Raw genomic sequence first — 13201 nt, forward strand, 5'->3', positions numbered from 1 at the left:
GGCCGATGGACTGGTACCTCGGCCAGAGCCGCTTCACCGACCCGGGCACACAGTCGTCCTGGCTCGACGACGTTCCGCGCGACCTCCCGGCGTTGCGCCGGGCGGCGTCCGAGCTGGTGTTTCACTACTGGGCCCAAGGTGACATCACCCGGCACGGCTTCCCGGCTTCGCGTGGTGAAGAGATCGACCTGCGGTACGCGTCGGACATGTTCGCGCGCCTGCGCGAGCTCGACCCGGCGCCGCCCGGCTCGCCGCGTTCGCCGGTGCACCGGATCGTCGGCTGCTGCCGCGACTTCACGGTGCTGTTCGTCGCGATGGCCCGCCACCACGGCCTCCCGGCGCGCGCCCGGGTCGGCTTCGCGAGCTACCTGGTGCCCGGCTGGTACCTCGACCACGTGGTCGCGGAGGTGTGGTCGCCCGACGGCTGGCGCCTGGTCGAACCCCAGCTGCCGGACGACTTCCCCGGGATCGACGTCCTCGACGTGCCCCGCGACCGGTTCCTGGTCGGCGCGGACGCTTGGACCGCGGCCCGCTCGGGCGACCTCGACCCGAGCCGGCTGGTGGTCTCGCCGGACCTGGACGTGCCGTTCCTGCGCGGCCTGCCGTACGCGCGGCACAACCTCGTGCTCGACCTCGCCGCGCTCAACAAGCACGAGATGATCCTGTGGGACCTCTGGGGCGACCTCGACGACGCGGCCGTGCTCGCTCCGGAGAGCATCGCCCGCGCCGACGAGCTGGCCGAAGCGATGTCCGGCGCCGACCTCGAGCAGCTGCGGACGCTGTTCGAGGCCGAGGACGTGCGGGTGCCGCCGGTGATCCGCTCGGTCACCCCGCCGGGACGGCTCCCGGTCGAGGTAGTGCTTCGCTGACCTCGACGGCGGTCCGCACGAACCGCGCGATCCGCGGGTCCCGCGCGCCCTCCGGCCAGGCGAGCGCGAGCGAGTACGGCGTCGCGTCGGCGACGGGCCGGTACACGACGTCGGCCCGCGGGTGCCCCTCCGCGAACGACGCCGGCAGCAGCGCGATCGCCTGCCCGAGCGCGACCGTCTCCAGCAGCTGCGCGCTGTCGTGCACCACCGGCCCCGGTGTGACCGGGCCGCCGGTCACGTCCCGGCCCGACCAGTAGGCCCGGTCGGCGACCGACGCGTCCGGCCAGGACGGCGTCGCCCGCCCGGTGAAGTCCGCGCAGGTCAGCGAGGTCCGGTGCGCCAGCTCGTGCCGCACCGGGAGCGCGGCGACCCGAGGCTCGGTCACCAGCACCTCGACGTCCAGGTCGCCGTGGTCGCCCGGGCAGCCGAGCAAGGCCACATCGACCTGACCGTCACGCAACAGGGCCGCCTGCTCACCGAACCCGCCGACCCGGATCTCGACCGGCTCCGGGTGCCCGTCGGCGATCCGCCTCAGCAGTTCGGTGGCGACGCCGGGTTTCACGGTGACGACGAGCGCCGGCGGCTCGTGCGCCGCCCGGCGGGTCCGCCGGACCGCGGCCGTGACCGCGTCCAGTGCCTTCGCCGACTCCGTGAACAGGACGTTCCCGGCCGGTGTCAGCTCGACGTGCCGGCTGGTGCGTTCGAAGAGCCGGACGCCCAGCCGTCGCTCCAGCAACCGGATCGCGCGCGACAGCGGTGGCTGCGCCATCCCGAGCCGCTCGGCGGCGCGGGAGAAGTTCAGCTCTTCGGCGACCGCGCGGAAGTACCGCAGCTCACGGACCTCGACGTCGTCCATACCGCGAGGGTATCGCGGCCGCGTCCATCGGTCTTTCCCTTTCTGTTGTGCGAATAGCGGGCTTGGTGTCGAGAGTTCCACAAAGGACGGTGACGGTGGTGACGGACATCCAGCGGGACAAGGAAGTGGTCGTCGGTTTCCTTCGGTCGGCCTTCACCGAGAAGCGCCCGGCGGACGCCTTCGCCAAGTGCGTCGGCGACGACTATGTCCAGCACAACCCCCACGCCCCGGCTCGTACCGATGCCTCGGCGGAGTACCTGGCGGGTTTCGTGGACCGGTTCCCGGATCTGAGCCTGGAGGTGCACCGGGTCGTGGCCGAGGACGATCTGGTGTGCACGCACAGCCTCCTGCGCCTGACATCCGGATCGCGGGGGAGCGCGATCGCGGACGTCATGCGGGTGCGCGACGGGCGGATCGTCGAGCACTGGGACGTGGTGCAGGAGATTCCGGAGTCGACGGTCAGCGGGAACCCGATGGTTTAGGGCGAGGTAGGCGGAGGGGTGTGGGTTGCGAGTCGGGGTAAGTGGCTCGGGGTAAGTGACGCTGCGGGCCGGGACCGAGAGTGCGTGGCGTGCGGGCGGTGCGAGCGCTTGCGGTGGGAGGGCGGCTGGGGGTGGGCGCGACTGGGTGGCGGTGGTGCGGTCCGGCGCCGGGAGTGGCTCTGGCGTGAGACCCGGTGGGCGTTGAGCGAAGGCGGTGCGGACCTACGGCGCGATGCCGTCGAGGGCTGCTCGTACCACCGAGTCCAGCGTGGGCGGGTCGAGCTGGCTCGTGTGCGGGAAGACCGCCGCCAGTACCGAGGCGTGGCAGTAGCCGACCAGCATGGCCGCCGTTGCGTCCACTTCGGACTCCGGGCGCAGCCTGCCGAGGGTGCGCTCCTCCCGCAGGTACGTCAGCAGACGGTCGCGCCAGTAGCCGGATCGCTCGCTGATCTCCGCGAACCGCTCCAGGACCCTCGGCTGCCCGAGCAGGCCGCTGAACGCCGGGACGATCACCTGGTGCAGGGCGAGGCCGAACTCCAAGTGGCGGCGGAGGTTCCCTTCCAAGGTGCCTTCGCCGGCCACCGGCAGGTCGCCCAGCTCCGCTTCCGTCGTGCGCACGTGCTCCAGGAGGGCCCTGGCCACCAGCTCTTCCTTGTCGGAGAAGTGGTTGTAGAGCACGCCGTCGGCGACGCCGGCCATGCGCGCGATCTCGCGCACGGTCATCCCGGTCGTCCCGTGCGTGGCGATCATCTTCTGGGCGGTTTCGACCAGCAGGTCGTGCAGGGACTGGCCGTCCCGCTGAGCCGCGGCTTTCCTCGGTGACATCACCGCCATCGTAGAACCCGTGTCCTAGGACCTCCTTCCCGTGACCAGCCACGCCGCCCCGCGCAGTCGGACCGCGTCCGGGGCCGCGAACGGCTCGAGCGCCGCGGTCAGTGCGTCGGTCGCCTTGGCCGCGGTCTCGGTGTCGACCATGCCCAGGTGGTGGCGCACCGGGCCCCAGTCGGAGATGAACCGCGTCGCGTCGGGGACGTCACGGCCCCAGACCTGGTCGGCCTCGACGCGGGTGCACACCACGTCCTCGAAGCCGGCTCCGGTCAGGACCGCCGTCGTGCGGTCCGGGTCCGCGAACGACGTCGGGCCGCTGCCGTCCGGGCCCGTGGGCTGGGGCAGGTACTCGGCCATCGCCCCGAACACCCGGCCCAGGTCCGTGCCGGAGAGTGCCGCCATGCAGAGGAAAGCCAGCCGCCCGCCGGGGCTCAGGGCCCGCCGGACGTTGGCGAACGCCGCCACCGGATCGGCGAAGAACATCACCCCGAACCGGCTGATCGCCAGGTCGAACCCGCCTTCGGCGAACGGGTACACCTGGACGTCACCCTGGTCGAACGTCACGTTCGGCACCTCCGCCGCCCGCGCGGTCGCGAGCATCGGCCCGGACAGGTCGACCCCGGTCGCGGACCGGGCCCGCGCCGCCGCGAGCCGCGTCAGCCTGCCGTTGCCGCAGCCGATGTCGAGCACCCGGTCGTCCCGGCCGACCTGGTCGAGCACGGAGTCGTTGAACCCGTTGTTCACGGCGTCGTAGCGGTCGGCGTGCGACGCCCAATGCTCCCCTTCGTAGCCGTTCCACGCCTCGGCCTGTGCGGTGTTGACGATCCCGGTCATCCCCATCTCCTCCGTGGTGAACATGCGTTCATGAACGCCTGTTCATCGTCGCGAAGACCGCCCCGGCTGTCAAGGCATCGGCCACCCGCCCCCGGATGTCGGCCAGGTGGCAGATCTTCCGGCCGGGTGATCGCGGAAGACTTCTCATCAGCGAGGCAAACCGCCTCCGACCAGCACAGAGGAGCTCGAAATGGCCGACGTCATCGCCAACATGTCCATGTCCCTCGACGGCTTCGTCGCCGACCCGCAGGACCGCATCGACCACCTGTTCGGGTGGTTCGGCAACGGCGACGTCGAGGTGCCCACCGCCGTCGACTGGGCGACCTTCAAGACCTCCGAGGCCAGCGCGAAGATGCTGCGCGACGCCATGGACAACGTCGGCGCGCTGATCGCCGGCCGCCACCTGTTCGACATCACCCAGGGCTGGGGCGGCACGCACCCGATGGGGGCGCCGGTCTTCGTCGTCACCCACGAGGCCCCGGCGGACTGGCCGCACCCGGACGCGCCGTTCACCTTCGTCACCGACGGCGTCGAAAGCGCCGTGGAGCAGGCCAAGAAGGTCGCCGGCGACAAGAACGTCGCCGTCGCCAGCACCAAGATCGCGCAGCAGTGCCTCAACCTCGGCCTGCTCGACGGCATCCAGGTCGACCTCGTCCCGGTGCTGCTCGGCTCCGGCGTCCGGTTCTTCGAGGGCCTCGACGCGACGACCACGCTGACCGGCCCCGAGGTCGTCGAAGGGGCGGGCGTCACGCACCTCACCTACCGGATCAAGCGCTGAGGAGCGTGACGTGCAGCGCGGCGAGCCGGGCAGGGTCGGCGATCACCTCGTACGCCACCACCCGCTCGCCCTCGACCGTCACCGCGAGGGCGAGCAGCAGCCGGCCACGCGGGGCCACGACGACGCCGACCGCGCCGTCGACCAGGGCCGCTTCGGCGAAGTGAGCCCGTTTCCCGAACACCTGCGTCTCCTCGGCCACGGCACGGGCCCCGCGTGCCTCGAGGGCCGCTCCCACCGGCAGCGCGGCCGCGTCGGCGTGGCGGACGACTTCCGGGGCGAGGACGTCCAGAAGCTCATCCAGGTCGCCGCCGCGGGCCGCCGCCAGGAACGCGTCGACCACCCGGCGGTGCCGCGCCAGGTCGGCCGGGGGCAGCGGAGACGTGCCGCGGACCCGGTGCCGGGCGCGGCTCGCGAGCTTCTTCGCCGCCACCGGCGTGCGGTCGAGCACCGGGGCGATCCGGTCGAACGGCACGGCGAACAGGTCGTGCAGCACGAACGCGATCCGCTCGGCCGGTCCCAGCGCGTCCAGCACCACGAGCAGCGCGCGGCCCACCGAATCGGCCAGCTCGACCTCGCCGGCCGGATCGGCATCGGCCGCAGGCTCCGGCACGACGTCGAACGGGTCCTCGCGCCGGGCTTTCCGCGAGCGCAGGACGTCGAGGCAGACGCGGGAGACGACGGTCGTCAGCCAGGCCGCCAGGTTGTCGACGGAGTCCACGCGGTTCAGCCGCAGCCAAGCTTCCTGGACGGCGTCGTCCGCCTCGGCCGCCGAGCCGAGCAGCCGGAAGGCCAGCCCGCGCAGCCTGCCGCGTTCGGCCTCGAACTCCCGGGCCAGCTCGTCCATCGGTCACCTTTCGCCCGCACCCACCGTCGCACTCCCGACGAACCACGGCGACCAGAGGTGACCGATGAGCTTGCTGACCCCTGCCGACCTGGGCGGATGGCGCCTGCCCAACCGTGTGGTGCTCGCGCCGACGACCCGCGCGCACGTGCCCGGCGGCGTTCCCGGCGAACGGCAGGCCGCCTACTACGCGGAACGCGCCGGCGCCGGATTGATCATCACCGAAGGCACTTGGGTGAGTGACCGGGCCGTCGGGTTCCCGGACGTTCCCGGCGTGTACGCCGACGACCAGGTCGCCGGATGGCGTCGGGTCACCGACGTCGTGCACGCGCTCGGCGGGCGGATCGTGGTGCAACTGTGGCACACCGGGGCGGTGTCGCACCCGGACTTCCTCGGCGCGCGGCCGGCCGGGCCGTCGGCGGTGAACCCCGAAGAGTCCGTGCACACCGCTTCGGGACGGCGGCCGACGGTGACTCCGCGTGCGATGAGCGTGGCCGAGATCCGGGCCGTCGTCGCGGACTACGGCGCGGCGGCGGAGAACGCGCGGCGAGCGGGCTTCGACGGCGTCGAGGTGGCGGCCAACGGCGTGTACCTGCTCGCGCAGTTCCTGCACCCGCGGTCGAACCGCCGCACCGACGCGTACGGACGCTGCCGGCGCAAGCTGCTCTCGGAAGTCGTCGATGCCGTGAGTGCCTCCGGGATCGCAGTCGGGGTACGGCTTTCGCCGTGGTGGACGGGCGGACTGTTCACTGTGGACGAACCCCTGCGCGCCGAATACGACGAGCTGGTCGCCGGGCTCGACGTGGCCTACCTGCACCTCCGTGGTCCGGACACGGGACCGGATTTCGCCGGTTTCGCGCGGTATCGACGGCTGTTCGGCGGCTCGCTCATCGTGAACAACGGCTTCGGCCGCGACTCCGGGGACGCCGTGATCCGGGCCGGGATCGCCGACGCGGTGTCGTACTCCCGGCACTTCCTCGCCAACCCGGACCTCGTGACGCGGTTCGCGCTCGGCCTGCCGCTGGAAACCGCCGACCCCGCGACGTACTACGGCGTCGCCGCGGTGTCCTGACGGCTATTCCGGGCACCACACCGCCAGCTCGCTGCCGCCGGGTTCGCGGAAGTGGAAGCGCCGGCCGCCGGGGAAGGCGAACGGTTCCCTGGTCACCTCCCCGCCGGCCGCGACCACGGCGGCCCGGGCCGCGGCCAGGTCGTCCGTGCGGATCGTGACCAGGGGCGCGTGGGGTTGCTCGGCCGCGTCGGCCTGGAAGCCGAAGGTGAGACCGGGTGCGCGGACGTCGGTGTAGGTGGGCCCGTACGGCGTCACGTCCCAGCCGAAGGCGCGCGCGAAGAACTCGCCGGACGCGGTGGCCGACATGGACGGGAACTCGGCGAAGTCGACTTCGTACATGGCTGGAGAAGCTAGCGGCGACCACCGACAAAAACGCTAGCCTGAGCGCCATGGATCTCGACGACGTGGTCGTGCGCCTGTGCGCGGAGGGCATGCAAGCCGAAGCGGCGGGCCGCACCGAGGACGCGCACGCGCTGTTCCGGCAGGCGTGGGACGCGGCGACCGACGACTACGGCGCCTGCGTCGCGGCGCACTACCTCGCCCGGCACCAGACGACCCCCGAAGACGTGCTGCGCTGGAACCAGGAGTGCTTGGAGCGCGCCGATCGCGTCGGCGACGAGCGGGTCCGCGGGTTCTACCCGTCGCTGCACCTGAACCTGGCCCGCGCGCACGAGGAGCTCGGTGACGCCGACCACGCGCAGGAGCACTACCGCCAGGCCGCCGCACGCCTCCAGGACGTTCCGGCCGGGCCGTACCGCGACGGGATGCGGTTCACGGTCGCCGCCGCGTTGCGGACGGCCGACGGCGGGAGCACCGCACTGACCGAACTGCTCGGCAAGTTGTGCGAACGCAAGGACTTCCGGGCCCTCGGGGTGCTGCTGCCGCCGTACCTCGGCGATCTCGGGACCTCGGACGACCGGACGGCGTTGCTGACCGCCGTGCAGATGGTGCGGCTGGGACAGTCGCTTCCGGAGGACGAGGCCGCGCTGCTGAGCCGGGCGATGGGTGAGCTGACGGGCGCCTGACCGATCAGCCGGGGAAGCGGCCGGCCGCGACGAAGGCGGCGAGAAGCGCCAGGAGCACGTTGGCGGGCAACGGCCGGCGCTCGCCGCGGACCAGGTGCACCCGGAACGCGGCGACCTGCACCACCACCAGGCCGATCGCGGCGATCGGGGTGAGGACCGGGGCGATCCCGGTCAGCCGGGGCAGGACCACGCCGAGCGCGCCGAGGACTTCCACCAGCCCGACCGCCTTCACGCCGGCGTCCGACGAGTCCTTCATCCAGTCGAGGGCGCCCGACGCGATCAGCCGCTCGCGCCGCCGCACGACCTTGAGCCCGCCCGCGGCGAGGTAGACGATGGCGAGCAATCCCTGAGCGACCCACAGTCCGATGTCCACGCCTGATGGTCGGCGCGCACGAGGGCCGCCGCAAAAGGCACAACGATGTGTGTGTCCAGGAAGGAGCGCCCGGCCATGACGAAGGTCACAGACGACGGGGAGGGGCCGCCGCGGATCCGGGACGGCGGGGCGGTCCGCGAGGTGCTGGACCGGGTCGGCGACAAGTGGAGCCTGCTGGTGATCGGCACCCTGCGTTCCGGGCCCTTGCGGTTCGGCGAGCTGGTGCGGGCCGCCGGCATCTCGCAGCGGATGTTGACGCTGACGCTCACCCGCCTGGTCGAAGACGGCCTGGTGACGCGCACCGCGTACGCCGAGGTGCCGCCCCGGGTCGAGTACGAGCTGACCGAGCTGGGCCGGAGCCTGGTGCCGCTGGTGCTGGCGCTCGCCGAGTGGGCGATGGCCAACCACGAGCGGATCAACGCCCACCGGCAGCGGACTCAGGCCGGGCGGCCCGCGCCCGCGTAGTCGTCGCCCTTCGAGTGGTACGTGTGGATCTGGATCGCCTGGCCCTCGGTCGGCGCGTTGATCATCAGGCCGTTGCCCAGGTACAGCCCCACGTGGTGGATGCGCGTCGCCGGGCTGCCGTAGAACACCAGGTCGCCCAGGCGGGGCTCCTGCGCGGCCGGCACCGGCGGGAGCGCCCGGAACTGGCTGTCCGCCGTGCGCGGCAGGGACACGCCCGCGCTGTCGTAGGACGCCTTCGTCAGGCCCGAGCAGTCGAAGCCGGCCGCGCCCGCGTCGGGACCGTTGCCGCCCCAGACGTACGGGAGGCCGAGCTGGCCCAGGGCGAACCGGGTCGCCTGAACCCGCGGCGACGAAGCCGACGCCGGGTCCAGGGAAAGCGTCGCGTACAGCTGGGCCATGCCGAGGACGCGCTGCCGGAACAGCTCCGCGTCGCTGCCCGGGTGGTACGCCGCGATGGCCTTCCACCAGCCCGGGCCGGCGCCGAGGTCCGTGCCGCCCGCGCACAGTGCCCGCCCGGCCGCGACCGGGGCCTCGGTGCCGTACTTCTTGCTCTGCGCCGCCGTCAGGCCCAGCAGGTTCTCGCCGCCGCGGCCGTGGTTCGACGCCGCCGAGCCGACGCCCGCCAGCGTGACCCACGAGAGGTGGCACGACGGGTCTTCGCTCCGCAGGGCCAGCTCGCCGTTCGCGTAGCCGATCAGCGCGTCCGCCGGGATGTCGAGGGGCCCCGCCAGCTGGTCGGCCCACTGCTGCAGCGGGCTCTTGCCGCCCTGGCCGGACGCGCCCTGGCCCGGTTCCTGCGCCTTCACGGGTGCGCTGACCTCGAGGACCGAGGGACCCGACGCGGCGTCCCGCGCCACCGGCAGGGGAGCCGGCGCGGGCTCGGGCGACCGGTCGGCCAGCAGCCAGCCCGCGGCGACCAGACCCGCGACGAGCGGCAGCGCGACGAGGCCGCGCAGGGCCGCGCCACGAGCCCAGGAGGTCGGCTTCGGCGTCACGGGGTCCAACTTAGAAGAGCGCACCTCTTAGTGAACGACTGAGTAGCTTGCACGTTAGGGGGACTCTCATATGGTGGACACATGTCTGAGATCGACGCTGCCCGGCTGACCGCGGCGCTCAAGGACCGGTACGCGAAGATCGACGTCGTCGAGCGCACCGGCTCCACCAACGCCGACCTGCGGAAAGCCGTCGACGAGGGAGCCGCGGACCGGACCGTCCTGCTGGCCGAGGAGCAGACCGCGGGGGTCGGCAGGCGTGCGCGCCAGTGGAGTTCGCCGAAGGGCGCCGGGCTGTACCTCAGCGTGGCGCTGCGGCCGGGCGTCCCGTTCACGGCGCTGGGCTCACTCTCCGTCGTCGCCGGGCTCGCCGTCCGGGCGGCCGCGGCCGGCGTCGGGGTCGACGCCACGCTCAAGTGGCCCAACGACGTCCTCGTGGGCGGCGCGAAGTGCGCCGGGATCCTCGCCGAGGCCGTCGCCGGGGACCCGCCGTCGCTCGTGCTCGGCATCGGCCTCAACGTCCTGCCGCTCGGCGACGTCCAGCCGGGCCCGGGCGGCCTGCCCGCGACGTCGCTCGCCGAGGCGGGCGCCACGAACACCGACCGCACCGACGTCGCGATCGCCCTGCTCACCGAGCTCGGCGACCTGGAGAAACGCTGGCGGCTCGCCGGCGGCGACCTCACCGAAGCCGGCCTGCTGGGCGACTACCGCGCCCACTGCGCGACCCTCGGCCAGGACGTCGAGGTGCAGCTGCCGGACGGCACGTCGCTCGTCGGGCGCGCCGCCGACATCGACGCCGCCGGGCAGCTCCAGGTCGACATGACCGGCGGCCAGCGGCACACCGTGTTCGCGGGTGACGTGGTCCACGTCCGCCCGGCCTGATTCTTCGGGGCGTTGCACTCACCGGCCGGGCGTCTCGCCGGTACGGTGAAGCGACATCGCCGCACCGACCTTGGGAGCGTCCGCCGTGGCTTATCCGGACGATTTGCTCAGCGAGCAAGAGCACGTCGTGGTGCACAGTCACCCGCACTTCAAGATGCTGATCTTCCCGACGCTGGCGTTCCTGGTCACCCTGGGCGCCGGCATCTGGCTGGCGATCCTCGCGAAGGACGCCGGCTCGCCGTGGAACACGGTCGGGCTGATCGCCATCGCCGTCGTCGCCCTCGTGCTGATCGTGTGGTTGTTCCTGGCCCCGCTCGTGCGCTGGCGCACCACCCACTTCATCGTGACCACCGACCGCCTCATCGCCCGCGAAGGCGTCCTGAAGCGCACCGGCATCGACATCCCGATGGGCCGGATCAACAGCGTCCAGTTCGAGCACGACCTGCTGGACCGGGTCTTCGGCTGCGGCACGCTGATCATCGAGTCGGCGTCGGCCGAGCCGCTGCGGTTCGAGGACATCCCGCACGTCGAGAAGGTGCACACGGTCATCTACCGCGAGGTCAACGACAACCCGTACGACGACTACCGCGCGGGCGGCCCGCAGCAGACCGAGCCGCTGCCGCCCCAGGGCGGGCACCCGCCGCGCGGCGACCGTCGCCGCTGATGGGCACGCGCGAACTGGGCCTGCCGGAGCGGGTCCCCTCGGCGGGTGAGCTGCCGGAGCGGGTCACGATCTGGGAGGTCGGCCCGCGGGACGGGCTGCAGAACGAGAAGACGGTCGTCCCGGTCGAGGTCAAGCTGGAGTTCCTCGACCGGCTCGCGGGCGCCGGCCTGACGACGCTCGAGGCGACGAGCTTCGTGCACCCCAAGTGGGTGCCGCAGCTGGCCGACGCCGAGCAGCTGCTGGCCGGGCTCGAACGCCGTGAGGGCGTCCGCTACCCGGTGCTGGTGCCGAACGAGAAGGGCCTGAACCGGGCCCTCGACGCGGGCGTCGAGCACATCGCGATCTTCGCCAGCGCGACCGAGACGTTCGCGCGGAAGAACCTCAACTCGTCGCTGGACGAGCAGTTCGCGATGTTCGAGCCGGTCGTGACGCGGGCGCGGGAAGCCGGCCTGGACGTGCGCGGCTACCTCTCGATGTGCTTCGGCGACCCGTGGGAAGGTGCCGTGCCGGCGAAGCAGGTCGCCGCCGCCGGGCGCCGCCTGCTGGACATGGGGTGCTCGCAGCTTTCGCTGGGCGACACCATCGGCGTCGCGACCGCGGGCCAGGTCGAGAACCTGGTCGGGCTGTTCGGCGATGTCGGTACTTTGGCCGTGCACTTCCACGACACCTATGGTCAGGCTCTGGCCAACACCCTGGCGGCGCTCCGATGTGGAGTGTCGACAGTGGACTCCTCGGCGGGCGGGCTCGGCGGCTGCCCGTACGCCGAGTCGGCCACGGGGAACCTGGCCACCGAGGACCTGGTGTGGATGCTGGACGGCCTCGGGGTGGCCACCGGCGTCGACCTGGACACGCTGGTGGCGGCCAGCGCGTGGATGGCGGGACAGCTCGGCCGCCCGAGCCCGTCCCGCGTGGTGGCCGCGCTGAGCTGACCTCGCCCGCACCCGCACGTGGAGCGTGCGGTATCAAGGGGGACCGGCCGCGGCCGCGTCGACCAGTGTGCCCGCGGGCACCGACCGAGCCGGAGGATGGGTGTGACCGAGCCTTCCGAGGCGGGCTCCGAACCGGTCGAGGCCGACCTCGACACCGGGCCGATCCAGCTGCCTGGATACGGCCTGACGGATTCCGGCGCCTTCGAAGAGGCGCCGACTCCGCCCTCGGGCACCCCCGCGGCGTGGCCGCACGCGGTGTCGCCGCTGCTGCCGCCGTTCCCGCTGCCCCCGGCTCCGCCCGCGCCGGCCGGCCCGCCGCCCCCGGTGGCGGGCCCGCCACCGAACCCCGGCTCGCCCGCGCCCTTGCCGGCGCTCGGGTCGCCGCGCACCGAGCGGGAAAGCGTCGTCGCGCTGTTCCTGGTGCACATGTTCCCGATCGGGCACCTGCCGGTGGCGATGGACCGGCCGGCGCTGCAGCTGCCGCTGCCCGAGGACCCGGACGGCTTCGCGCCGAACGACCACCCGGACGCCCGGCTGATCTTCGACGACCAGGCGCTCACCAACGTCACCGCCGGGTTCCGCCGGTCGCCGACCGCGCCGCCGCGGCCGGTGCCCCGGCACCTGACCGACGGCTACGTCCCGTACGCGCGGGCGACGCAGGCCGTGTGGATCCGCCGGTTCGTCGTCGGGCACAGCGAGCTGGGGCCCGAGTACGCGTGGCCGCCGGGCGACCACTACCCGGAGGGCTGCGTCGACCACGGCGATCCGGTGATGGTCCCGATGAACACCGTGCTCGACCGCTTCGGCCCGGCCTACGGGCGGGTGTTCTTCGCCGACGGCACACCCTTCGCGGAACGCTCGCTGCCGCCCGGGATGCTGGACGCCGAGTACCGCCGGTACGTCGTGGTGCGTGCCGTGCCGATGTGGCGGGCCGAGACCGCGAACTGGTTCGGCCAGGTCGGCGGCGGCACCCGGTACCGTGCGCTGCTGGCGGCGGACGAGCTCGTGACCCTCGGCTACCTCGCCGAGGCCAAGGGGGAAGAGGACTGATGAACACCCAGTCGATCCAGCGCTGGCTCGGCGTGCTCGGCGTGCCGCCGGAGGTCGTCTCGCTCGGCGCCGAGGTCGACAACGCCTGGTGCCTGATGCAGGGCGAGGACGAGGCGTGGGAGGTCTTCTGGCGGGAGCAGGGCAACCGCTACGACTGGGCGCGGTTCACCAGCGAGCAGGTGGCGTGCCACTACCTCTTCGGCCGGCTGGCCTGGGCGCAGGTCGCCCGCGGCGCCGTCGGCCTGCTGCCCGGGTCGTGAC

Annotated in this window: 18 protein-coding genes; 11 read left to right on the plus strand and 7 right to left on the minus strand. The window is 72.8% G+C overall.

What is annotated here, in order from left to right:
• Nucleotides 1-5: 5 nt before the first annotated feature.
• Nucleotides 6-869 (plus strand): transglutaminase-like domain-containing protein, encoded by an 864-nt coding sequence (locus tag QSK39_RS37650; RefSeq protein ID WP_285482579.1) that lies wholly within the window; start codon nucleotides 6-8, stop codon nucleotides 867-869.
• On the opposite strand, the gene QSK39_RS37655 is transcribed toward QSK39_RS37650, so the two are convergent.
• Nucleotides 826-1725: a LysR family transcriptional regulator gene (locus tag QSK39_RS37655; protein WP_285482580.1), complete on the minus strand. Its 900-nt coding sequence runs from the start codon at nucleotides 1723-1725 to the stop codon at nucleotides 826-828. The two genes, QSK39_RS37650 and QSK39_RS37655, sit on opposite strands and share 44 nt — an antisense overlap.
• 98 nt (nucleotides 1726-1823) lie before the next feature.
• Between QSK39_RS37655 and QSK39_RS37660 the strand changes: the two genes are divergently transcribed.
• Nucleotides 1824-2207 (plus strand): nuclear transport factor 2 family protein, encoded by a 384-nt coding sequence (locus QSK39_RS37660; RefSeq protein ID WP_285482581.1) that lies wholly within the window; start codon nucleotides 1824-1826, stop codon nucleotides 2205-2207.
• A gap of 222 nt (nucleotides 2208-2429) precedes the next feature.
• Here the strand turns inward: QSK39_RS37660 and QSK39_RS37665 are convergent, their stop codons facing one another.
• Both QSK39_RS37665 and QSK39_RS37670 read right to left on the minus strand, forming a co-directional pair.
• Nucleotides 2430-3041 carry a TetR/AcrR family transcriptional regulator gene (locus QSK39_RS37665; RefSeq protein ID WP_353051108.1) on the minus strand — a complete coding sequence of 204 codons (612 nt, stop codon included), beginning with the start codon at nucleotides 3039-3041 and terminating at the stop codon, nucleotides 2430-2432.
• Nucleotides 3042-3056: 15 nt separating this feature from the next.
• Nucleotides 3057-3893 (minus strand): class I SAM-dependent methyltransferase, encoded by an 837-nt coding sequence (locus tag QSK39_RS37670; protein ID WP_285482583.1) that lies wholly within the window; start codon nucleotides 3891-3893, stop codon nucleotides 3057-3059.
• Between the two features lie 166 nt (nucleotides 3894-4059).
• Here QSK39_RS37670 and QSK39_RS37675 point away from each other — a divergent pair, with 166 nt between their 5' ends.
• On the plus strand, nucleotides 4060-4647 hold the full coding sequence (locus tag QSK39_RS37675) for a dihydrofolate reductase family protein (protein WP_285482584.1): 588 nt from the start codon (nucleotides 4060-4062) through the stop codon (nucleotides 4645-4647).
• Here the strand turns inward: QSK39_RS37675 and QSK39_RS37680 are convergent.
• Nucleotides 4637-5491 (minus strand): sigma-70 family RNA polymerase sigma factor, encoded by an 855-nt coding sequence (locus tag QSK39_RS37680; RefSeq protein WP_285482585.1) that lies wholly within the window; start codon nucleotides 5489-5491, stop codon nucleotides 4637-4639. The genes QSK39_RS37675 and QSK39_RS37680 overlap by 11 nt on opposite strands.
• A 64-nt stretch (nucleotides 5492-5555) precedes the next feature.
• Between QSK39_RS37680 and QSK39_RS37685 the strand changes: the two genes are divergently transcribed.
• On the plus strand, nucleotides 5556-6560 hold the full coding sequence (locus QSK39_RS37685; protein ID WP_285482586.1) for an alkene reductase: 1005 nt from the start codon (nucleotides 5556-5558) through the stop codon (nucleotides 6558-6560).
• A 3-nt stretch (nucleotides 6561-6563) separates the two neighbouring features.
• Here the strand turns inward: QSK39_RS37685 and QSK39_RS37690 are convergent, their stop codons facing one another.
• The gene (locus QSK39_RS37690) at nucleotides 6564-6899 is read right to left on the minus strand and encodes a VOC family protein (RefSeq protein WP_285482587.1); all 336 of its coding nucleotides are present in this window, start codon (nucleotides 6897-6899) and stop codon (nucleotides 6564-6566) included.
• A gap of 50 nt (nucleotides 6900-6949) precedes the next feature.
• Here QSK39_RS37690 and QSK39_RS37695 point away from each other — a divergent pair, with 50 nt between their 5' ends.
• The gene (locus QSK39_RS37695; protein ID WP_285482588.1) at nucleotides 6950-7585 is read left to right on the plus strand and encodes a hypothetical protein; all 636 of its coding nucleotides are present in this window, start codon (nucleotides 6950-6952) and stop codon (nucleotides 7583-7585) included.
• A 4-nt stretch (nucleotides 7586-7589) separates the two neighbouring features.
• On the opposite strand, the gene QSK39_RS37700 is transcribed toward QSK39_RS37695, so the two are convergent.
• Nucleotides 7590-7958, minus strand: coding sequence for a DoxX family protein (locus QSK39_RS37700; protein ID WP_285482589.1), 369 nt, complete (start codon nucleotides 7956-7958; stop codon nucleotides 7590-7592).
• Nucleotides 7959-8033: 75 nt separating this feature from the next.
• Between QSK39_RS37700 and QSK39_RS37705 the strand changes: the two genes are divergently transcribed.
• The gene (locus QSK39_RS37705; protein ID WP_285482590.1) at nucleotides 8034-8423 is read left to right on the plus strand and encodes a winged helix-turn-helix transcriptional regulator; all 390 of its coding nucleotides are present in this window, start codon (nucleotides 8034-8036) and stop codon (nucleotides 8421-8423) included.
• On the opposite strand, the gene QSK39_RS37710 is transcribed toward QSK39_RS37705, so the two are convergent.
• The gene (locus QSK39_RS37710; protein WP_285482591.1) at nucleotides 8396-9418 is read right to left on the minus strand and encodes a C40 family peptidase; all 1023 of its coding nucleotides are present in this window, start codon (nucleotides 9416-9418) and stop codon (nucleotides 8396-8398) included. The two genes, QSK39_RS37705 and QSK39_RS37710, sit on opposite strands and share 28 nt — an antisense overlap.
• Before the next feature lie 81 nt (nucleotides 9419-9499).
• Here QSK39_RS37710 and QSK39_RS37715 point away from each other — a divergent pair, with 81 nt between their 5' ends.
• From QSK39_RS37715 to QSK39_RS37735, 5 genes are all read left to right on the plus strand, one after another.
• Nucleotides 9500-10297 carry a biotin--[acetyl-CoA-carboxylase] ligase gene (locus QSK39_RS37715; protein ID WP_285482592.1) on the plus strand — a complete coding sequence of 266 codons (798 nt, stop codon included), beginning with the start codon at nucleotides 9500-9502 and terminating at the stop codon, nucleotides 10295-10297.
• Between the two features lie 85 nt (nucleotides 10298-10382).
• Nucleotides 10383-10961 carry a PH domain-containing protein gene (locus QSK39_RS37720; RefSeq protein WP_285482593.1) on the plus strand — a complete coding sequence of 193 codons (579 nt, stop codon included), beginning with the start codon at nucleotides 10383-10385 and terminating at the stop codon, nucleotides 10959-10961.
• Complete coding sequence (locus QSK39_RS37725) at nucleotides 10961-11890, plus strand: hydroxymethylglutaryl-CoA lyase (protein WP_285482594.1); 930 nt, start codon at nucleotides 10961-10963, stop codon at nucleotides 11888-11890. Before QSK39_RS37720 ends, QSK39_RS37725 begins: the two co-directional genes overlap by 1 nt.
• A 96-nt stretch (nucleotides 11891-11986) precedes the next feature.
• Nucleotides 11987-12940 carry a TNT domain-containing protein gene (locus tag QSK39_RS37730; protein ID WP_285482595.1) on the plus strand — a complete coding sequence of 318 codons (954 nt, stop codon included), beginning with the start codon at nucleotides 11987-11989 and terminating at the stop codon, nucleotides 12938-12940.
• Nucleotides 12940-13200 carry a hypothetical protein gene (locus tag QSK39_RS37735; RefSeq protein ID WP_003105220.1) on the plus strand — a complete coding sequence of 87 codons (261 nt, stop codon included), beginning with the start codon at nucleotides 12940-12942 and terminating at the stop codon, nucleotides 13198-13200. The genes QSK39_RS37730 and QSK39_RS37735 overlap by 1 nt, the downstream gene beginning before the upstream one ends.
• The last annotated feature ends 1 nt before the right edge of the window (nucleotide 13201 follow it).

It is taken from the genome of Amycolatopsis sp. NBRC 101858 (assembly GCF_030269325.1).
In the GTDB taxonomy this organism is placed as follows: Bacteria; Actinomycetota; Actinomycetes; order Mycobacteriales; family Pseudonocardiaceae; genus Amycolatopsis; species Amycolatopsis ponsaeliensis.

Bases quoted from the DNA above. Each gene is read 5' to 3' on its own strand.
- QSK39_RS37650 (WP_285482579.1), top strand. From the start codon at position 6: ATGGACTGGTACCTCGGCCAGAGCCGCTTCACCGACCCGGGCACACAG.
- QSK39_RS37655 (WP_285482580.1), bottom strand. From the start codon at position 1,725: ATGGACGACGTCGAGGTCCGTGAGCTGCGGTACTTCCGCGCGGTCGCC.
- QSK39_RS37665 (WP_353051108.1), bottom strand. From the start codon at position 3,041: ATGGCGGTGATGTCACCGAGGAAAGCCGCGGCTCAGCGGGACGGCCAG.
- QSK39_RS37670 (WP_285482583.1), bottom strand. From the start codon at position 3,893: ATGTTCACCACGGAGGAGATGGGGATGACCGGGATCGTCAACACCGCA.
- QSK39_RS37675 (WP_285482584.1), top strand. From the start codon at position 4,060: ATGGCCGACGTCATCGCCAACATGTCCATGTCCCTCGACGGCTTCGTC.
- QSK39_RS37680 (WP_285482585.1), bottom strand. From the start codon at position 5,491: ATGGACGAGCTGGCCCGGGAGTTCGAGGCCGAACGCGGCAGGCTGCGC.
- QSK39_RS37685 (WP_285482586.1), top strand. From the start codon at position 5,556: ATGAGCTTGCTGACCCCTGCCGACCTGGGCGGATGGCGCCTGCCCAAC.
- QSK39_RS37690 (WP_285482587.1), bottom strand. From the start codon at position 6,899: ATGTACGAAGTCGACTTCGCCGAGTTCCCGTCCATGTCGGCCACCGCG.
- QSK39_RS37695 (WP_285482588.1), top strand. From the start codon at position 6,950: ATGGATCTCGACGACGTGGTCGTGCGCCTGTGCGCGGAGGGCATGCAA.
- QSK39_RS37705 (WP_285482590.1), top strand. From the start codon at position 8,034: ATGACGAAGGTCACAGACGACGGGGAGGGGCCGCCGCGGATCCGGGAC.
- QSK39_RS37715 (WP_285482592.1), top strand. From the start codon at position 9,500: ATGTCTGAGATCGACGCTGCCCGGCTGACCGCGGCGCTCAAGGACCGG.
- QSK39_RS37725 (WP_285482594.1), top strand. From the start codon at position 10,961: ATGGGCACGCGCGAACTGGGCCTGCCGGAGCGGGTCCCCTCGGCGGGT.
- QSK39_RS37730 (WP_285482595.1), top strand. From the start codon at position 11,987: ATGGGTGTGACCGAGCCTTCCGAGGCGGGCTCCGAACCGGTCGAGGCC.
- QSK39_RS37735 (WP_003105220.1), top strand. From the start codon at position 12,940: ATGAACACCCAGTCGATCCAGCGCTGGCTCGGCGTGCTCGGCGTGCCG.